At 73.5% G+C, this 18,870-nt stretch carries 15 protein-coding genes; 1 reads left to right on the top strand and 14 read right to left on the bottom strand.

Annotated features, from left to right (window positions below):
* Position 1: 1 nt before the first annotated feature.
* From ACIQGV_RS04490 to ACIQGV_RS04440, 11 genes are all read right to left on the bottom strand, one after another.
* On the bottom strand, positions 2-2,509 hold the full coding sequence (locus ACIQGV_RS04490; RefSeq protein WP_402490331.1) for a tetratricopeptide repeat protein: 2,508 nt from the start codon (positions 2,507-2,509) through the stop codon (positions 2-4).
* 9 nt (positions 2,510-2,518) lie between these two features.
* Complete coding sequence (locus tag ACIQGV_RS04485) at positions 2,519-3,796, bottom strand: hypothetical protein (protein WP_402490328.1); 1,278 nt, start codon at positions 3,794-3,796, stop codon at positions 2,519-2,521.
* Between the two features lie 72 nt (positions 3,797-3,868).
* Positions 3,869-4,888, bottom strand: coding sequence for a glutamate ABC transporter substrate-binding protein (locus ACIQGV_RS04480; protein WP_402490325.1), 1,020 nt, complete (start codon positions 4,886-4,888; stop codon positions 3,869-3,871).
* Between the two features lie 14 nt (positions 4,889-4,902).
* Entirely contained in the window at positions 4,903-6,360 is a 1,458-nt protein-coding gene (locus tag ACIQGV_RS04475; RefSeq protein ID WP_402490323.1) for a hypothetical protein, read from the bottom strand.
* Positions 6,361-6,611: 251 nt separating this feature from the next.
* On the bottom strand, positions 6,612-7,580 hold the full coding sequence (locus ACIQGV_RS04470; RefSeq protein WP_402490321.1) for an N-acetylglucosamine kinase: 969 nt from the start codon (positions 7,578-7,580) through the stop codon (positions 6,612-6,614).
* Complete coding sequence (locus ACIQGV_RS04465) at positions 7,571-8,836, bottom strand: 6-phospho-beta-glucosidase (protein WP_402490318.1); 1,266 nt, start codon at positions 8,834-8,836, stop codon at positions 7,571-7,573. The genes ACIQGV_RS04470 and ACIQGV_RS04465 overlap by 10 nt, the downstream gene beginning before the upstream one ends.
* Positions 8,837-8,840: 4 nt before the next feature.
* Positions 8,841-9,737, bottom strand: coding sequence for a carbohydrate ABC transporter permease (locus ACIQGV_RS04460; RefSeq protein WP_402490316.1), 897 nt, complete (start codon positions 9,735-9,737; stop codon positions 8,841-8,843).
* Positions 9,734-10,678 (bottom strand): carbohydrate ABC transporter permease, encoded by a 945-nt coding sequence (locus ACIQGV_RS04455; protein WP_402490314.1) that lies wholly within the window; start codon positions 10,676-10,678, stop codon positions 9,734-9,736. Before ACIQGV_RS04455 ends, ACIQGV_RS04460 begins: the two co-directional genes overlap by 4 nt.
* 2 nt (positions 10,679-10,680) lie before the next feature.
* A complete protein-coding gene (locus tag ACIQGV_RS04450; RefSeq protein ID WP_402490312.1) occupies positions 10,681-12,018 on the bottom strand; it encodes an ABC transporter substrate-binding protein in 1,338 nt (445 codons plus the stop codon).
* Positions 12,019-12,090: 72 nt separating this feature from the next.
* Positions 12,091-13,302 carry an ROK family protein gene (locus ACIQGV_RS04445; protein ID WP_402490309.1) on the bottom strand — a complete coding sequence of 404 codons (1,212 nt, stop codon included), beginning with the start codon at positions 13,300-13,302 and terminating at the stop codon, positions 12,091-12,093.
* Positions 13,303-14,029: 727 nt separating this feature from the next.
* Positions 14,030-15,115: a mechanosensitive ion channel family protein gene (locus ACIQGV_RS04440; RefSeq protein WP_402490307.1), complete on the bottom strand. Its 1,086-nt coding sequence runs from the start codon at positions 15,113-15,115 to the stop codon at positions 14,030-14,032.
* 325 nt (positions 15,116-15,440) lie between these two features.
* Between ACIQGV_RS04440 and ACIQGV_RS04435 the strand changes: the two genes are divergently transcribed.
* Entirely contained in the window at positions 15,441-15,977 is a 537-nt protein-coding gene (locus ACIQGV_RS04435) for an HNH endonuclease (protein WP_402490304.1), read from the top strand.
* Between the two features lie 160 nt (positions 15,978-16,137).
* Here ACIQGV_RS04435 and ACIQGV_RS04430 read toward each other — a convergent pair whose 3' ends face one another.
* From ACIQGV_RS04430 to ACIQGV_RS04420, 3 genes are read right to left on the bottom strand one after another with little or no spacing between them, the layout of a single operon-like run.
* Positions 16,138-17,493, bottom strand: coding sequence for an FtsX-like permease family protein (locus tag ACIQGV_RS04430; protein WP_402490301.1), 1,356 nt, complete (start codon positions 17,491-17,493; stop codon positions 16,138-16,140).
* Between the two features lie 29 nt (positions 17,494-17,522).
* Positions 17,523-18,236, bottom strand: coding sequence for an ABC transporter ATP-binding protein (locus ACIQGV_RS04425; RefSeq protein ID WP_402490298.1), 714 nt, complete (start codon positions 18,234-18,236; stop codon positions 17,523-17,525).
* A complete protein-coding gene (locus ACIQGV_RS04420; RefSeq protein WP_402490295.1) occupies positions 18,233-18,766 on the bottom strand; it encodes a PadR family transcriptional regulator in 534 nt (177 codons plus the stop codon). Before ACIQGV_RS04420 ends, ACIQGV_RS04425 begins: the two co-directional genes overlap by 4 nt.
* Between the last annotated feature and the right edge of the window lie 104 nt (positions 18,767-18,870).

Raw genomic sequence — 18,870 nt, 5'->3', positions numbered from 1 at the left:
ATTACACCCACGTCCGGGGGCGGTAACGGTTGGCACGTTCCACCAGGTCGATCCTCTCCTCGCCGCCCGGCGCCAGCCGGGCCAGCGTGCGGTACGAGCGCTCCAGGCCGAACCTGAGGCCCCGCTCGTCCAGTTCGCTGCCGAGCAGCGTCCGTCCCCCGGAGGCGGGAGGGACAAAACCCTGGCCACCGGAGAGTATCCAGTCCAGGGCACAGCCGAGCACCTCGGCGGACAACTGCTCGCGCCGCGTCGGGTCCAGGCCGTAGGCGTCCAGCGCCTCGACCTGCCGCGCGGCGGCGGTCAGATCGTCCAGGAACGGTACGTCGGCGGCCGTCGCCGTGCGCTGCCGCAGCCGGGCCCGCACGGCCGCGACACGGGCGGCCGTGTAGTGGATGGACGACTCCGGCACCGACTCCAGCGTGGCCACGGCCGCCCCCCGGTCGCCCGTCGCGAGCTGCACCCGCGCCAGCCCGAACGCGGCGCTCACACAACCGGGATCGGTCGTCCACACCAGCCGGTAGTACTCCGCGGCGTTGTCCAGCTGGCCCAGCACCTCCGCGCACAGGCCGAGCGCCAGCTTGGGCGCCGTCTCGCCCGGGAACGCGTCGTAGAGCGCGTCGAAGGCGAGCGCCGCGCCCTCGTGGTCGCCGGTGACCAGGCAGGCCACACCCCGGTACCAGACGACCCGCCAGTCGTCGGGACGCTCCTTCTCGCACCCCGCCAGGGCGTTCAGCGCCGCCGCCGAGTCGCCGTTCTCCAGCCAGGCGCGGATCTGCCGCAGCCGTGTCTCGACCGACGGGGCCGGGGCGGACGCCAGCGCGCCCAGCAGCTCCGTCGGCGCCGTGGCCAGCAGACCGGCCAGGAAACCCGCGTTGGGGTCGGCCGGGTCGATCCGGGGCACGGGCAGCGCGAGCGCCGCGGCGGGAGTGCCGACGGGCTTGACCAGACCGGCCGGCAGGGGGAGCGAACCGTGCGGCGCGGACCCGGCCCCCGCTCCGGAGCGCCGGCCCGGTACGGCCCGGGCCCCCAGCCGCGACACCTCGCCCTCCAGCTTCGGCACCAGCTCCGTCTCCGTCACCCGCACCTCCGGGCCGAACAGGGTCGACAGCGCCGGGCGGCTGCGGCCCGTCTGGAGGGAGACCACCTCACGCAGGACGCCCGTCAGCTGCTCGCTCATCTCCTGCGCGGAGGCGAACCGGCGGGCCGGGTCGGGGTCGGTCGCACGCACCAGCAGCCGGTAGAAGGACTCGTACCGCCGGAACACCTCGATGGTGTCCGGGTCGGGCAGCGAGTCGGCCCAGACGCCGGTGTAGCCCTGGAAGTCGAAGGTGAGCACGGCGAGAGTGCGGCCGACCGTGTACAGGTCGCTGGCCACCGACGGGCCGATGTCGGCGACCTCGGGCGCCTGGTAGCCGACCGTGCCGTAGATCGCCGACTCCTCGTCGTCCATGCGGCGCACCGCGCCCATGTCGATCAGCTTGAGCTGGTCCTCGGTCTGGATGGCGTTGTCGACCTTGAAGTCGCAGTACAGCAGATTGCGGCTGTGCAGATGACCGAGCGCCTCCAGGGCCTCGATGCCGTACGCGCACGCCTGTTCCACCGGCAGCGGGTCGCGCCGGCCGTCGGGCGTGCGGCGGTCGTTGGCGATCTCCTTGAGGGACTTGCCGCCGACGTACTCCATGACGATGTAGCCGTCGAGGGAGCCGGTGCGCTGATCGAGATGCTCGACGAAGTTGTAGATCCGTACGATGTTCGCGTGCTCGATCTCGGCCAGGAAACGCCGTTCGGAGATCGCCGCCGCCATCGCGTCCTGGTCACCGGTGTCCAGCAGGCCCTTGAGGACCACCCACCGGTCGGACACCGCCCGGTCCACCGCCAGATAGACCCAGCCGAGCCCGCCGTGCGCCAGACAGCCCGCGACCTCGTACTGGCCGTGGACCACGTCGCCGGAGCGCAGCTTCGGGACGAAGGAGTACGGGTGGCCGCACTTGGTGCAGAAGCCCTCCGTGCGCCCCGGCCGGTCGCCGCGGGACCGGCCCACCGGCGCCCCGCAGTCCGAGCGCGAGCAGAACCGCTTGCGCTCGGGCACCTCCGGGTTCTCCAGCACCATCACGCGCGGGTCGGGCCGCGGGACCTGCGGCACCTGCACCAGGCCCGCGCCCAGCCGGCCGCGGCCCGAGGAGCCGGAGGCGGAGCCGGAGCTGCGCACCGACACCGAACGGCCCGTGGAGGCACCCGGCAGCGAGCGCGAGAGCCTGCCCGACACCGAGCGCCGCGACTTCGACGACTGCGACGACGTGCGCGAGCCGGTACGGCCGCTGGAACGCGAACCGGCGCTGCCCGACGAGCCCCTGCCGCCGGACGCCCCCGTCGGGGCCGAACCGGCCGTGCCGCCGGACGACACCACCGGCGCCAGACCGCAGGTGTCGCAGTACAGCTCCCCGCCGCCCACGTCCTCGTACGAACCGTCGCAGCCCGGCCGCTGGCAGCTCCCCTGTGCCTCACTCATGATTCCCCCCTACCCTCTGCGGTCCTCGGGCCCGCCCTGCCCGGGCACCCGCGGGGCGCCCAGCAGTTCGGCCGCCGCGTGCTGATAGCGCAGCACGGCCTGCTCGGCGACCCGCAGGTCGCACGGCGCGCTCCACAGCATCCGCCGCGCGGCGTCGTACCGCTCGACCAGCAGCGGGTCCTCCGCGAAGCCGTGCCGGGCGACCTTCGCCTTGTACGCGTCGAGCCGGCCCCGCAGCTCGGCGCGCACGGCCAGCGGCGCGGTGACCGCCGTCAACGACTCGCGGGCGCGCAGCAGTTCGTCCTCGGCCTTCTGCTCCAGCGACTCCAGCAGCGGCGACAGCCGGTGCCACCGGGCCTGCCGGCGGTACTCGGCGGCCGTGGCCAGCTGCTCCTGGAGCACCGTCGGCGGTCCGCTGACCACCGGCACCTCGGTCGCGGCGATCTTCGCGAGCACCTCCCCGCGCGCGGTCCGCGCCTCGGCCAGGGTGCGGTCGGCGCGCGAGAGCACGTCCCGCAGCCGGATCAGCCGCTGCTCGGCGTCCTGGCGCACGGTGAGCACGGCGTCGATCTCCCGGCGCACCTCCTCCAGGTCGCGCGCCTCACGGTCGTACACGGTGGTGTCCGGGCGGCCGCCGCCCGGCGCGGAACTGCCCTCGGTGCGCACCCAGAAGGCCAGCGGGTCGGACACCACCTGCTCGCGCAGCCGGGTGAGCGTGCGGGTGATGCGCTCCAGGTCGTCGCCGGCCGGGTGCTCGCCGGGGCGCACCCCCACGGAGTGCGCGAGCTGCCGGGTGCGCTGGAGCTCGGCGGCCAGCAGATCGATCCGGGCGGGCAGCGCCGACCAGACGGCGTCGGCGGCGACGATCATGTCGAGCGACCGGGCGTACAGGTCGTTCATCCGGTCGACCAGGCCCGCCAGCGAGAACGCCTCGCTGAGCTTCGCCGGGCCGGGCACGGCGACGGACTCGCCGCGCAGCAGCTCGGTCAGCTCCGCCAGGTCCTCACGGCTGGACCAGCGACGCCGGGAGCGGATCTCCCGCGCGGTGCGCAGGGCGCCGGCGTACGCGTCGAAGTACGACCACAGCAGGCTGATCGAGGCATCTGCCGAGGCCCACCGCTCCTTGGTGACGCCGGTGAGCTCCGCGCCCTCCAGCAGTCTGCGGCCCGCGTGGTCCTGGAGGGCGAGGAGCGAGGTCTCGATCGCCTCGTGCTCCGCGCCGAGCCGCGCCAGCGCACGGTCCACCTCGTCCCGGTCCAGCACCGGCCCGGTGGGTCCCGCGCCCATCGATCACCCCTCGTCGCTGTCGTGTTCCGGCCCATGTCCGCCCGCTGTCCCTCAAGTCCTGCCCGCCGAAGCTCACTTGTACTTCGGCACCGGCGGGGTCGCCGACTCGGAGTCGGCGCCCAGCGTGGGCCGCAGCCACTTGTCGTAGGACGCCCGCCAGCCGTCCGGGTCGGTGCGGTACTGCTCCAGTATCCGGTTGACCCGGCGGACCAGGTCGGTCGCCTTCTGGTTCATCGCCACGCCGTAGTACTCGGTCGTGAAGCGGCGGCCCTTGAGTTCGACCGTCGGGTCCTGGGCGGCCTGACTGGCGGCGAGGGCGCCGTCGGTCACCACGGCGTCCACCTCGCCGAGCTGGAGCCGCACCAGGCAGTCGAGCTGGTTGGGGACGGTGGTGGAGATGTCCGCGGACGCGTCCAGCTTCCCGGCCTTCTTGTCCGCGTCCAGCTTGTCGTGGGCCGTGGAACCGGCGGCCGAGCAGATCCGCCGGCCCGCGAGGGAGCCGTCGTAGCCCTTGACGCCGGAGCTGACCGGCGCGAGGACCTGCTGGCCGGTGAGGAAGTACGGGGCGGAGAACGCCACGTCCTTCAGCCGGGAGCAGGTGATGGTCATGGTGCGCACGACCAGGTCGACCCGGCCGCTCTTGATCGCCGGGACACGCTGGTTGGTGGGGATGGCCTTGAAGCGGATCTTGTCCGGGGAGCCGAGCAGGTCGTCGGCTATCCGGCGGGCCAGGTCGATGTCGAATCCCTCCAACTGCACGGTCCGTGCCGTGCTGTTGGGGTTGCGGTAGCCCCAGCGGAAGCTGTTCTGGTCGACTCCGACCGACAGATAGCCGCGCTGCCTGATCGCCGCGACGGACGCGCCCTCGGCCCCGGACGGGGCGAGGCTCCGGTCCTGGGGGGCCTCGCAGTCCTCGGCCCTGACACGGGTGCCCTCGGCGAGGCCGGGTCCGCCGACGCCGGTGCTGCCGTCGTGCTGCTGCTGGGTGAGCGGCAGCAGCAGCGCGAACACCGCCGCGAGGGCGCACACGAGCGCCATCGCCCCGACACCGCCCCAGCCCCTCAGGCCGGCCCGCAACCGTCGTGCCCGCATCGTCACGCCCCCTCTCACCGGTACTCCGACAGCCTGCGGCCGATGCCGAGCAGGGCACCCGCCGCGCCCAGCACGGCGAGGACGGCGGCGCCGACCGTCAGCCCGGTCATGGCGGCCCGGCCGCCGTCGGCGGCCTGCCGGAACTCGCGCTGCTCGTGCCGGAGGGCCACGTCCAGGTTGTGGTCGACGGCGTCGAAGCACTCACCCGTCGGCTTGTCGGCCGCGGCGCCGATGATCCGGTCCAGCGCGGTCTGGTAGTCGCCCGCGTCGTCGGCGTCCCGGGCCTCCTCGTGCCGGGTCCGCCACTCCTTCATGCTGCCGCCCGCCGCCTCGACCGGCTCGGCGCCGGCCGTGTCGTCGGCGAGGCCCCCGGCCGCGGCGAGCCCGTCGGCGAGGTCCTCCATGGACTCCTCGAAGGCGACGTCGAACTTGTCCCGGAACTCGCCGGGCCGCACCTCGACGGTCTCCGCGCCCCGGTTCACCAGGGTCAGGTTCTCGTTGCCGCGGGCCTTCAGGGACGCGATCCGGGCGTCGTTGAGGACGTTCAGCGAGCGCACGCCGTGGTCGTAGGAGTCGTTCAGGTCCGCGCGGGCCACGCTGTGTCCGGCCACCAGCCACAGCAGCACGACCGCGGTGGCGGCCGAGCCCGCGACCAGGCCGTGGTTCAGGACCCGGTTGGTGCGCAGGTAGTTGCGGCGCTGCGCCCAGCCGAGCGCGCCGAGCGCGGCCAGGCCGACGGCCATCGCGATCCACGGGTACGGCGTGGCGTCCGCGTAGTCGTCGCGCAGGCGTTCGTTCTGCGAGACGTAGAGCTTCTCCGCCTGCGGGAGCATCTTCGTCTGCATCGTGTCGTTGGCGTAGCGCAGATACGCGCCGCCCAGCGGGTAGCCCTGCCGGTTGTTGGCGCGGGCGCGCTCGATCAGGCCCTTGTACTCGGGCAGCAGCCGGTTGAGTTCGGCGATCGTGGCGGCGGCGGGGGAGTCGGGGTCGGAGCTCCCGGCGGCCTGCACCAGGCCGGACGCGGCGGTGCGGATGTCCTTCTCGTAGCGCTCCCGCGACGCCTCGGTCTCCTGGCCGCCGGCCAGGAAGCCGCTGGAGGCCGCGGTGTCGGCGTCGGCGAGCGAGCGGTAGATGTCGGCCGCGGCGGAGCTGAGCGGCTGGCTCTCGTGCAGCACCGCGTCGGCGGCGGCCGCGCGGTCGCTGGTCTGCCAGGCGGTGACGGCGCCGAACGCGACGACCAGGGCGGCGAGGACGGCGCCGATGATGCGCAGCCGGCCCGGCTCGGTGGTCGCGGCGGCGCGCACCCGGTCGACGCCCTCGGCGAACGCGGTACGGCGCGGGGCGGAGGCGGGCCCGGGGCCCGCGGGAGCGCCGGGGCGGCCGGCCGGTCCGGGCTGCGACGGCACGGCCGGGACCGTCGGAGCGGCGGGCCGCCCCGGTGGCGCCGCGCTGCTCTTCGGCGGTTGTGTCACTGCTGACCTCCCCCATGGTCATCCGTCGCCGCAAGTATCGCTGCCGTGGCCGACATTCGCACCGGCCTTGTCTGGATCTTGATCGGATCGCAGCGGGCCGTGCGTCCCCCGGTGCACACGAAGGCGCGGGCGGGGAGGTCCCGACAGCACCGCCTGCCCATGAATACGCCCCGCGCACCGGTTCGGTTCCCCCGAGGCGGGGTGTCCCGCCCGGTGTGCGCGGGGCGTACCCAGGGCGCGCGGCGGGGCGCTCAGGCGAAGTGCTCGCGCAGCCTCCCCAGGGCGTCGGCGGACGCGCCGACGCGGTCCAGGCCCAGCAGGGCCGCGCCCAGCACCGGGCGGGCGGTGACGACGAGCGGCACCGCCTTGGGCGCGCGGGCGGCGAGCAGCGCGCGGACGCGGTCGTCGAGCAGGGGGTGGCGCGCGGCGAGGACGCTGCCGCCGAGGACGACGGGTGTCTCCTCGCCGAGGAGGTCCAGCCGGGTCAGGGCGACGCCGGCCATGGCGACGACCTCGTCGGCGAGCCGGTCGACGAGCGAGCGGGCGACCGGGTCACCGCCGGCGGCGGTCGCGAACAGCACCGGGGTCAGCTCATGGCGCCGGGCCTGGTCGATGTGCTCCAGGTGCAGGGCCTCGATCAGCGCGCCCATGGAGCCGAGGCCGAAGTGCGCGGGCAGGGTGCGCGCGAGGGCGGTGGGGCCGCCGCGGCCGTCCTCCGCGCGTGCGGCGTGGAACAGCGCCTCCTCGGCCAGGCCCCAGCCGCCGCCCCAGTCGCCGGAGATCCGGCCGACCGCGGGGAAACGGGCGGTGCGGCCGTCGGGGCGCATGCCGACGCAGTTGATGCCGGCCCCGCACACCACCGCGACGCCGCGCGGCTCGGCGACCCCGGCGCGCAGGATCGCGAAGGTGTCGTTGCGCACCTCGACGGTGCCGCCCCAGCCGCGCGCGTGCAGCGCCGCCGCCAGTTCCTCCTCCTCGACGGGGAAGTCGGCGTTGGCGAGGCAGGCGGAGACATGGTCCACGCCGCTCGCACCGCAGTCCGCGAAGGCCCGTGCGACCGCGTCGGCGACGTTGTCGACCGCCGCCCGCACACCCACGGCGGGCGGCCGGAACCCGCCGCCGCGGGCGGCGGCCAGCACCTGGCCGCCGGCGGTGAGGACGGCGACGTCGGTCTTGCTGTTGCCCGCGTCGACGGCGAGCACGGCCGCTCTCACGCCCACGCGAGGTGCTCCCGGTTGTGCGCGACCAGCGAGTCGGTGAGCCGCTCGGCGTACGCGTACTGCCCGATCAGCGGATGTGCCAGCAGCGCGCGGAACACCCGCTCGCGGCCCCCGTGCAGGGCCGCCGCCAGCGCGAGGTCCTCGTACGCGCTCACGTTCGCCGTCAGGCCCGCGTACAGCGGGTCCACCGGGGCCACCGGCAGCGGGACCGGGCCCTTGGGGCCGACGGCGGCCTGCACCTCGATCACCGCGTCGTCCGGGAGGAACGGCAGGGTGCCGCGGTTCAGGGTGTTGACCACCTGGTAGGGGCTGCCCCCGCCGCCGAGGAGCGCGGCCGCGAGGTCCACGGCCGCCTCCGAGTAGTAGGCCCCGCCCCGCCGGGCGAGCAGCTCCGGTTTCTCGTCCAGCGCCGGATCTCCGTACATCTCCAGCAACTGCTTCTCCATCGCGGCCACCTCGGCCGCCCGCGAGGGACGGGTGCGCAGTTCCTCCACGACCTCGTCGTGGGCGTAGTAGTAGCGCAGGTAGTACGACGGGACGACGCCGAGCCGGTCCAGCAGCGGGCGCGGCAGCCGCAGATCGGCGGCGACGGCCTCGCCGTGCCGGGCGAGCAGCCGCGGCAGGACGTCCTCGCCCTCGGGGCCGCCGAGGCGCACGCCCGTCTCCCAGGTGAGGTGGTTGAGGCCGACGTGGTCGAGGTGCACCTCGCCCGGCTCGGTCCCCAGCAGCGTGGCGAACTTGCGCTGGAGGCCGATCGCCACGTTGCACAGCCCGACCGCCTTGTGGCCGGCCCGGAGCAGGGCGCGGGTGACGATGCCCACGGGGTTGGTGAAGTCGATGATCCAGGCGTCGGGGTTGGCGCGGCGGACCCGCTCGGCGATGTCCAGGACGACGGGGACGGTGCGCAGGGCCTTGGCGAGGCCGCCCGCGCCGGTGGTCTCCTGGCCCACGCAGCCGCACTCCAGCGGCCAGGTCTCGTCCTGCTCGCGGGCGGCCTGTCCGCCGACGCGCAGTTGCAGCAGCACGGCGTCGGCGCCGTCCACGCCCGCGTCCAGGTCGGCGGTGGTGACGACGCGGCCCGGGTGGCCCTGGCGGGCGAAGATGCGCCGGGCCAGCCCGCCCACCAGTTCCAGGCGTCCGGCGGCCGGGTCGACCAGCACCAGTTCCTCGACCGGCAGGGTGTCGCGCAGCCGGGCGAAGCCGTCGATCAGTTCGGGTGTGTAGGTCGAACCGCCGCCGACCACGGTGAGTTTCACGTGTCTAACCCTTCACTCCGGTGAGCGTGACACCCTCGACGAACGCCCTCTGGGCGAGGAAGAACACGAGGATCACGGGGGCCATGACCAGAACGGTGGCGGCCATGGTCAGGTTCCAGTCGGTGTGGTGCGCGCCCTTGAAGGACTCCAGGCCGTAGGACAGCGTCCAGGCGCCGGGGTTCTCCGAGGCGTAGATCTGCGGGCCGAAGTAGTCGTTCCAGGCGTAGAAGAACTGGAAGAGGGCGACGGCCGCGATGCCCGGCTTCGCCATCGGCAGCACGACCCGCAGCAGGGTGCGCAGCTCGCCGCAGCCGTCCACGCGGGCCGCGTCGAGGTACTCGTCGGGGATCGTGAGCAGGAACTGCCGCAGCAGGAAGACCGAGAACGCGTCGCCGAACGCCATCGGGATCAGCAGCGGCCACAGGGTGCCCGACAGGTCCAGCTGCTTGGCCCAGAACAGGTACATCGGGATGACGACGACCTGCGGCGGCAGCATCATCATCGAGATGACCAGCATCAGCGACAGATTCCGGCCCCGGAAGCGGAACTTGGCGAGCGCGTAGGCGACCGGGACCGACGACACCACCGTCAGCACGGTGCCGAGGCCCGCGTACAGCAGGGTGTTGCGCCACCAGGTCAGAAAGCCGGGGGTGTCGAACACCCGCCGGTAGTTGCCCCATTCCCAGGTGTCGGGGACGAGGTCGCGGCTGAGTGCCTGGCTGTCGCTCATCAGCGAGGTCAGGACCACGAACACGAACGGCAGGGTGAAGAACAGCGCGGCGGCGACCCCGAGGGAGTGCACCGCGATCCACTCCAGGGCGGCCCGGCGGCGTGCGGCGCGCGTCGCCGGCTCCACGGGCGGCGCCGGGGGCCGGACGGCGGGGGTCAGTACCTGGGTCATCGGTCACCTGCCTGGATCAGACCGCCCCGGCGGCGCATCAGCAGCGCGGTGAACGCCATCGACAGCGCGAACAGCACCAGCGCCACCACGCACGCCGACCCGTAGTCGAAGCGCTGGAAGCCGAGGTTGTAGACGAGCTGGGGGAGGGTGAGGGTGGACCTGTCGGGGAAGCCGGGCTCGAACTGGGTGCCGGCGCCCTGGATGACACCGGAGGCGACCTTCCCGGCGACCAGCGGCTGGGTGTAGTACTGCATGGTCTGGATCACGCCGGTGACCACGGCGAACATCACGATCGGGGAGATGTTCGGCAGCGTCACGTACCGGAACCGCTGCCACGCCGAGGCCCCGTCCAGCTCCGCGGCCTCGTACTGCTCCTTCGGTACGTCGAGCAGGGCGGCCATGAAGATCACCATCAGGTCGCCGATGCCCCACAGCGCGAGCAGGGTGAGGGCGGGCTTGGACCAGCCGGGGTCGCCGAACCAGCCGGGTGCCGGCAGGCCGATGTCCTCCAGGAGGGCGTTCACCGGCCCGGTGCCGGGGTTGAGCAGGAAGGCGAAGGCCATCGTGGCGGCGACGGGCGGGGCGAGATAGGGCAGGTAGAACAGGGTGCGGAAGACGCCCGTCCCGGTCCGGACCTTCGTGATCAGCAGGCCGATGCCGAGGCCGAACGCCACCCGCAGGGTCACCATGACCACGACCAGCCACAGGGTGTTGCGCAGGGCGGGCCAGAACAGCGGGTAGTGCTCGAAGACGTAGACCCAGTTCCGTGTCCCGGTCCACACCGGCGGCCGGAAGCCGTCGTAGTGCATGAAGGAGAAGTAGAGGGTGGAGAGCATCGGGTAGGCGAAGAACACCGAGAACCCGATGATCCAGGGCGACATGAAGGCGGCGGTGCGCAGTGCCGCCCGGCGGCGCTTCGCGCCCAGGGTGTGCGTGCTCATGGCTACCTGGCCTGCGCGATGTCCGTGTCGATCTGCTGTGCCGCCTTCTTCAGGCCGGCCCTGAGGTCGGTGACCCTGCCGCTCTCGTAGTCGTAGCCGAGCTGCTGGACGGTCACCAGGTACTGGCCGCCGTTGACGGAGGCGGGCGTGGTGGTGGAGTTCGGGTCGGCGGCGATGTCCAGGAACGTCTTGAAGCGCGGGTCGTACTTCAGCTTCGGGGACTTCAGCGCCTCCAGGGTGGAGGGCACGTTGTGGATGGCGTTGGAGAAGCCCACCACCGCGTCGGTGTCGGTGGTCATGTACTTCACCAGTTCCCAGGCCGCGTTCTGCTTCTTGCCGGTCGCGGCGATCCCGGCGACGGTGCCGGTGATGTAGCCCTTCCCGTACTGGTCGGCCTGGTCGTCGGGGACGGGCAGCGGGGCGACGCCGATCTCGAAGTCGACCCCGGCCTCCTCGGCCATGCCCAGGCGCCATTCGCCGTCGAGCTGCATGGCGACCTGACCGGTGTGGAAGGGGTGCCTGGGGCCCCACTCGTCGCCGAGGCCGGTGCGGTAGGACTCCAGCTTCCGGAAGCCGCCGAGGTCGTCGACGAGCTTCTTCTGGAGTGTGAACCCGGCCTCGAAGGCGGGGTCGCCGGCGAGGTTGGACTTGCCCTCGGCGGTGAAGTAGGCGGGGGAGAACTGCCCGAAGTAGTGCTCGGTGGTGCTCTCCCAGCCGTGGTAGTTCGGCATGAAGCCGAGCTGCTCGTACGTGCCGCCCTTGGGGACCGTCAGCTTCTCGGCCGTCGCGGCGAACTCGGACCAGGTCTTCGGCGGCGCGGTGATCCCGGCCTTCTCGAAGGCCGTCTTGTTGTAGTAGAGGCCGTAGGCGTCGCCGAGCAGCGGGACCGCGCAGCGGTTGCCCTCGAACTGCGTGTACTCGTTCATCGCCTTCGGGAACGTCTTCGCCGGGTCGATGCCGGACTTCTCGAAGAACGGGCCGAGGTCGGCCAGGGCGCCGGAGGAACAGAACCTGCCGACGTTGTTGGTGGTGAACGAGGAGATCACGTCGGGGGCCTTGCTGCCGCCCGCCCGCAGCGCCTGGTTGATCTTGTCGTCCGTCATGCCGCCGACGACGGAGACGTGGATGTTCGGGTGCGCCTTCTCGAAGCCTGCCACCAGGTCCTTGACGGCCTTCACCTCGGAGGGCGCGCTCCAGGCGTGCCAGAAGGTGAGGGTCGTCTCCTGGGAGGGGTCGTCGGAGGCGCCCGCGTCGGGGGAGCCGGTGCAGGCGGTGGCGAGGAGGGCCAGGGAGGCCGAGGCGGCGAGCGCGAGCATGACGTTTCTGGATATTCCGGGCATGGCGAGGCTCCCAAAGGGCGGACGGAGGCAGGGCAGGGGCGAAGAGGTGATCGGGAAGGAGGGGCCGACGGGTCAGCGGGAGGTGTCGAAGACCTCGTCGCGCGTGGTCGCGAGCGCGCTCTCCAGTGCGCCGCGCAGGACGGGGTGCCCGGTCACTTCTCCCACGACCAGGCGCGGCCGGGCAGCGGCCAGTTCGGCCAGTTCCGCCTGGACCAGGCCGCGCAGCACCTCGCCGCCGGCGGTCAGACAGGAGCCGCTGAGCACGACGAGTTCGGGGTCGAGGACCGAGACGAGCGAGGCGAGACCGGTGGCGAGGCGTGTCGCGTAGGTCTCCAGCAGCAGGCGGTGGGGGCCGGTGGCGTGATCGGCGGCGCGGGCGACGAGGGCGGCGGCGACCTCCGCGTACGGACCTGAGGGGATGTCGGTGACGCCCAGCTCCCGGGCCAGCTCCGGTACCGCCTGGGAGCCGGCCAGCTCCTGGTAGCCGCCGCTGTTGGCCCGGGTCACCTGGCGGACCAGGGGCGTGCCCGGCACGGGCAGGAAGCCGACCTCTCCGGCACCGCCCGTCCAGCCGCGGTGGAGCCGTCCGCCGAGGACCAGGGCGGCGCCGAGGCCCTCCTGGTTCCACAGCAGGACGAAGTCCTCGTGCCCGCGGGCCGCACCGCCGCGCTGCTCGGCGACGGCGGCGAGGTTGACGTCGTTCTCGTACTCGACCGGCATCGGCAGCGCGGCGGCGAGTTCGTCGAGCAGCGAGGGGGAGTGCCAGCCGGGCAGATGGGAGGCGTAGCGCAGCCGGCCGGTGGAGGGGTCGAAGGCGCCCGGCGTGCCGATGACGAGCCGGTGGACGTCGTCCCGGGTCAGTCCCGCGGCCTTCACCGCGCCGTCGAGGGCGGTGGTGACCTGCTGGACGACCGGCTGGGCGGGGCGCCGGCCGGGGGTGGCCAGCTCGAACTCGCCCACGGTCCGGCCCGTGATGTCGGCGACGGCGGCGCGGATGCGGTCGGGGCTGACGTCGAGTCCGGCGGCGTGCGCGGCGCCCGGGTCGACGGCGTACAGCTGGGCGCTGGGGCCCGGCCGGCCCTCGCTGGTCCCGCTCACCCGCACCAGCCCGGCGGCCTCCAGCCGCGCCAGCAGCTGCGACGCGGTCGGCTTCGACAGCCCGGTCAGCTTCCCGATCCTCGTCCGCGTCAGCGGCCCGTGCTCCAGCAGCAGGTCCAGGGCGGCCCGGTCGTTCATGGCACGCAGCACGCGCGGGGTACCCGGCGTTCCGGCTGTTCCTGCCATGCTCGCGACACCTGCCTCTCGGAGCCAGCTTCTCACGGCACCGACGGACCGCGGAAGATCACTGTTAGGAAGGTTTCCTATCAGTGGCAGGAACGTAAGGCCGACGTACCGGGCCAGTCAAGAGGCGGCGCCGGGACGCGCGAACGGCCGCGCCGGGACGGACCGGGCGGCGATACCGGGAGGGCACGCGGCGGTGCCGGGACGGGCCGGGCGGCGGCCCAGGACGGACTGGGGGTGGCGCCGGACGGGCCGGGTGGCGGCCCAGGACGGGCTGGGGGGTGGCGCCGGACGGGCCGGGGTGGCGTCGGACAAGGCGGGAGATGGTGCCGGGACGGGCGGGTGATGGCCTTGGACGGGCCGGGCGATGGTCCCGGGAGGGCCCGGGTGGTGGTCCTGGACAGGCCGGGTGGTGGTGTGTGGACGGGCTGCGAGGTGGTGTCTGGACGGGCCGGGTGGCGGCCCAGGACGGGCCGGGGTGGCGCCGGACAGGGCGGGAGGCGGCGCCGGGACGGGCCGGGCGATGGTCCCGGGAGGGCCGGGTGGTGGCCCTTGGCAGGCCGGGCGACAGCGCCGGGACCTGCGGGTGATGGCCCGGACGGGGCGGGAGGCGGTGCCGGGACCTGCGGGTGATGGCCCGGAGGGGACGGGCGGGTGAGGGGGCCGGGCAGGGCGGGAGGCGGTGTCCCGGCCGGGCCGGGACACCGCCTCCCGGCGGGGACGTCCTCTACTACTTCGTCGTGCTCGGGCGCTCCAGCGGGGAGGCCGCCGCCGACTGGGGGGAGGAGGAGTTGGAGAAGGCCGACGGGGCGGACATGCCGGCCGTGGGGTCCTCCTCGTCGATCTCCACCTGGGCGGGCAGACCGCCGATGATGCGGATGCCCTCGCTGTCGAACGCCTGCTTGATGCGCCAGCGCAGTTCGCGCTCGATGGTGAGGGCCTTGCCCGGCATCGTCTTGGCGGAGACCCGGACGACCATGGAGTCGAGCAGGACGCTGTCCAGGCCCAGCACCTCGACGGGGCCCCACAGCAGCTCGTTCCAGGGCTCTTCCTTGCTCATCTTCTCGCCGACCTCGTTCAGCAGGGTCTTCACCCTGTGCAGGTCCTCCGTCGTGCGGACCGTGACGTCGACACCGGCGGTGGCCCAGCCCTGGGAGAGGTTGCCGACCCGCTTGACCTCGCCGTTGCGGACGTACCAGATCTCGCCGTTGACGCCGCGCAGCTTCGTCACGCGCAGGCCCACCTCGACGACCTCGCCGGAGGCGACGCCCGCGTCGATCTGGTCGCCGACGCCGTACTGGTCCTCCAGGATCATGAAGACGCCGGACAGGAAGTCGGTCACCAGGTTGCGTGCGCCGAAGCCGATCGCGACACCCGCGACACCCGCGGAGGCCAGCAGCGGGGCCAGATTGATCTCGAACGTCGACAGGACCATCAGCGCGCCCGTGCCGAGGATCAGGAAGCTCGCCACCGAGCGCAGCACCGAGCCGATCGCCTGCGAACGCTGCCTGCGCCGCTCCACGTTGACCAGCAGCCCGCCGATCGCCGTGCCGTCCACCGCCTGCGCGGTGCGGTTCATCCGGTCTATCAGCTTGGTGATCGCCCGCCGCACGACCACTCTCAGCACCGCCGCGATGACGACGATCAGCAGCACGCGCAGCCCGATCGCCAGCCATGTCGACCAGTTCTGTTCGACCCAGCTCGCGGCCTGGCTCGCGCTCTCCTGGGCGTCCTGGATCGTGGGGACCGCGGGGACCGTCTCCGTCGGTGACGGGGACGGGCTCGCGGCGGCCAGCAGGACGGGCAGGGACGACACGTCGGGTACCTCCAGGTGCAACGGTCCGCCCTCCGGCAGGCGGTCAAGTGGTTCAAGGTCACGAAAAGGTCACCGGAGGGAAGGTCCACCACACTATCGGTGCATCGCGTGTGGATCGTCGCGATGTTCGAGGGAGAAAGAACACTCACCCGGGGATGAACAGGGGGGATGAACCGTTCACGATCCCGGGGACGATTCAGATGTGGTCGAAAACACTCCCAGCCCGTTACCGGGACATGGTGGCGCGTTCACCAGGCATGAGGGGAGACTGACTGCAGATCGTCCCGGCGCGAGCCACGCGCCGCCGGCGTACAAGGAGGCATCCGTGCCGCATGTCCTGGTCCTCAACGCGTCGTACGAGCCCCTCGGCGTCGTACCGCTCCGCCGCGCGCTCGTCCTCGTCCTCGAGAACAAGGCTGTGTCCCTCGAGGAGTCCGGCGCCTTCCTGCACAGCGCAACCGTCACACTCCCCGCACCCAGCGTGGTCCGGCTCAAGCGTTTCGTGCGGGTTCCCTACCGGGGGCCCGTTCCTCTCACCCGCCGTGCGCTGTTCGCACGCGACGGGGGCCGGTGCATGTACTGCGGTGGCGTCGCAACCAGCGTCGACCACGTCATCCCGCGCAGCCGCGGGGGCAAACACGTCTGGGACAACGTGGTGGCGTCCTGCCGCCGCTGCAACCACGTGAAGGCCGACCGTCACCTCGGCGAGATCGGCTGGCGGCTGCGCCACAAACCCGCTCCGCCCACCGGCCTGGCCTGGCGCATCATCGGGACCGGCCATAGGGACCCGCGCTGGCTGCCGTACCTGCAGCCGTACGGCGCGGACGACGCCCTGGCCCGGATCGACGGCATCTCCGCCTGAGGATCCGGGCCTTCGCATTCCCCGGGAGGGGCGTACGGGACCGGGCCCGGGAAGGACCGGGGCGGGCCGGACAGGCCGGGGAGACCCCCGTCCACCCCGGCTCGTCCGGCCCGCCCCGGTGCCGCGGGCCGCTTCGGCACGCGCGGCCGGCCGGCCCCGCTCAGGCGTATCTGAGTTCGGCCGGACGGAGCGAGCGGCGCAGCAGCGGCAGTGAGACCGCCGCGGCCAGAAGGCACACGCCGTACACCGCGACCGGGACCAGCAGAGCCTCCCAGGGCAGCGAGCGGCCGGGGCCGCCGACCAGCGACGCGTAGCCCGTGCCGATCACCATGCCGCCGAGGCCCGCCAGCAGCACCGCGGGCGCCAGCGGCAGCGCGGTCTCCAGCAGCATGGCCCGGCCCAGCGTGCCGTGGGGCACTCCGGCGGCGGCCTGGGCGGCCAGCCCCCGGCGCCGGACGGACACCGACTCCGCGGTGCCCACGGCGAGCGCGCCGAGCATGATCAGCAGGGCCGCGCCGATGGCGGCCGCCGTCAGGTTCAGGCCCGTCATGTAGAAGGACGCGTCCTCCGACAGGTCCGCCCCCGACTCCAGCACCTCGACGAGGGCGTGCCGCACCCCGGCGAACCCGGTGCCGACGACCGTCACCAGCAGCACCGCCGCATGCGTACGGGCCGCCGCCCACGGGTCGTCCCGCAGCCGCTCCGCCGCGATCAGCACGGCCGGGCTGCCGGTGCGCGCCGCGAGCAGCCGTCCGGTCAGCCGGGAGGTCGCCCCGACCAGCCACATCGCGCCCGTGCCGACGGCGAGCACCCCGGCGCACACCATCAGCGGAGCCTGCGCGACGGGCTCGGCCGACAGCAGGGGCGCGACCGCCACCCCGGCCGTGAACAGGGCCGCCGCCAGCAGGAACAGCAGTCCCGGCCGGGCCTGCCGCCGCACCCGGCGCACCTCGCCCAGCGGCGAGGCCACCACCCGGCGCAGCGCGAGCACGCTCACCAGCACCCCCGCCGCCGGCACCGCGACCGCCACCGCCGTGACCCCGGCCCAGGCGAGAGCGGGCGGGTTGTGCCACTGCGTCAGCAGCATGAGCACCGAGAACACCGTCGCCACCGCCGAGCCCACCGCGCACGCCAGCCCCGTCTCGGCCGCCGCGATCCTGCGGACCTGCCAGGGCGAGGCCCCCGCGAGCCGCAGCGCGGCCAGCCGCCGGTCCCGGTGCACGGCGCCGACGCGCGCGCACTGCCCGAGGAACCCGAACACCGGCACCAGCAGCAGAAGCAGCGCGACGATCACGCCCGACCGTTCACCGGGGCGGTCGAGCAGACCACCCCCCACGGACACGTCGTACTGGCCCTCCAGCGTGGCCAGCACCGCGGCCGCCAGCGCGAACCCGGTCGCGAGCAGCGCGCCGGACGCGGTCAGCGCGATCCGCCACCACTCGTGCCGGTCCGACGCGGACACCAGCAGCCGCGCCAGCCGCAGATCGGTCTCCAGCGCCGACCGGCTCCGGCGCATCCGCACCCGCACGCCCCCGTGCCCGCGCCTCACCGCGGCACCGCCGTGTCCGCGCCCTCGGCGACCACCGCGCCGTCGTGCAGCGACACCTCGCGGTCGGCGTACGCCGCCACCGTCGCGTCATGCGTGACCAGCAGGAAGGCCGTGCCCGACTCACGGGCCGTGTGCGTCAGCGCCGTCATCAGCCGCTCCCCGGCGAGGGAGTCCAGCGCACCGGTCGGCTCGTCGGCGAAGACCACCCTCGGACCGGTCACCAGGGCCCGCGCCATCGCCACCCGCTGGGCCTGGCCGCCGCTCATCTCGCCGGGCCGCAGCTCCTCCTGCCCGCGCACCCCGAACCGCTCCAGCCACTCCACGGCCACCGCCCGCGCCTGCCTGCGGCCCTGCCCGGCCAGCAGCAGCGGCAGTGCCACGTTGTCCGCGGCGGTCAGCTCCGGGACGAGCTGCCCGAACTGGAACACCACCCCGAACTCGGTGCGCCGCAGCTCGCTCAGCCGTGCCTCCGGCAGCCGGTCCAGCCGCTCACCGCCGTACGTCACCTCGCCCTCGTCCGGGCGGACGATGCCCGCCAGACAGTGCAGCAGCGTCGACTTGCCGCTGCCGCTCGGGCCGGTGACCGCGAGGATCTCGCCGGCCGCCAGATCCACCGAGGCGCCGCGCAGCGCCCGGGTGGGGCCGTGCGCCTTGACCAGGCCACGGGCCGCCAGCAGCGGGGCGTGGGCGGGACGGTTGTCGGGGCTCATACGGTGTCGACCTCCGCGGTGAGGGAAGCGAGCCGGGCGCCGGTGGTGGTCATCCAGCGCAGATCGGCGTCGAGATGGGTCAGGGCGTAGTCGGCCGACAGCACTGTCGACAGATCCGCGCCGGGGGCGGTCTTGACCGCCGTGAGTTCGCGCATCCGGACCATGTGCGCGGCCCGCTGGTCGCGCAGGTACGCCGCCGGGTCCCCGGCCGTGAGGATCGCGACGACGACCTTGGCGAAGATCTCGTTCACGACGAAGGGCGCGGGCGGGGTGACCTCCGCCGCCCAGCGCGCCAGCTCGTGCGCGCCGGGCCCGGTGGTCCGGTACAGCGTGCGCTCCGGGCCTCCTTCGGATCCGGTGCCCTCGACCTCGGCGAGTCCGTCGCGGACCAGGCGCTGAAGCGTCGTGTACACCTGCCCGTAGGCCAGCGGGCGGGCCTGCGGAAAACGTTCGTCGTGCCGTCGCTTGAGGTCGTAGCCGTGGCTGGGACCCGCGGCGAGCAGCCCGAGCAGGATGTGACGGGTGCTCATGAGGATCATTATGTACTCAGTACATGTACTGAGTACATAGTGGGGGGGGGCGGTGTCGGCGCGAGGCCGGCGCGGGGAGGGGGCGGGGAGGGGGGGGCGACACG

Source organism: Streptomyces sp. NPDC093094 (assembly GCF_044754345.1).
Taxonomy (GTDB): domain Bacteria; phylum Actinomycetota; class Actinomycetes; order Streptomycetales; family Streptomycetaceae; genus Streptomyces.
The sequence above is the reverse complement of the archived record's forward strand: the minus strand, read 5'-3'. Positions and strand labels throughout refer to the sequence as shown.

Bases quoted from the DNA above. Each gene is read 5' to 3' on its own strand.
- ACIQGV_RS04490 (WP_402490331.1), bottom strand. From the start codon at position 2,509: ATGAGTGAGGCACAGGGGAGCTGCCAGCGGCCGGGCTGCGACGGTTCG.
- ACIQGV_RS04485 (WP_402490328.1), bottom strand. From the start codon at position 3,796: ATGGGCGCGGGACCCACCGGGCCGGTGCTGGACCGGGACGAGGTGGAC.
- ACIQGV_RS04480 (WP_402490325.1), bottom strand. From the start codon at position 4,888: ATGCGGGCACGACGGTTGCGGGCCGGCCTGAGGGGCTGGGGCGGTGTC.
- ACIQGV_RS04460 (WP_402490316.1), bottom strand. From the start codon at position 9,737: ATGACCCAGGTACTGACCCCCGCCGTCCGGCCCCCGGCGCCGCCCGTG.
- ACIQGV_RS04455 (WP_402490314.1), bottom strand. From the start codon at position 10,678: ATGAGCACGCACACCCTGGGCGCGAAGCGCCGCCGGGCGGCACTGCGC.
- ACIQGV_RS04450 (WP_402490312.1), bottom strand. From the start codon at position 12,018: ATGCCCGGAATATCCAGAAACGTCATGCTCGCGCTCGCCGCCTCGGCC.
- ACIQGV_RS04445 (WP_402490309.1), bottom strand. From the start codon at position 13,302: ATGGCAGGAACAGCCGGAACGCCGGGTACCCCGCGCGTGCTGCGTGCC.
- ACIQGV_RS04430 (WP_402490301.1), bottom strand. From the start codon at position 17,493: ATGCGCCGGAGCCGGTCGGCGCTGGAGACCGATCTGCGGCTGGCGCGG.
- ACIQGV_RS04425 (WP_402490298.1), bottom strand. From the start codon at position 18,236: ATGAGCCCCGACAACCGTCCCGCCCACGCCCCGCTGCTGGCGGCCCGT.
- ACIQGV_RS04420 (WP_402490295.1), bottom strand. From the start codon at position 18,766: ATGAGCACCCGTCACATCCTGCTCGGGCTGCTCGCCGCGGGTCCCAGC.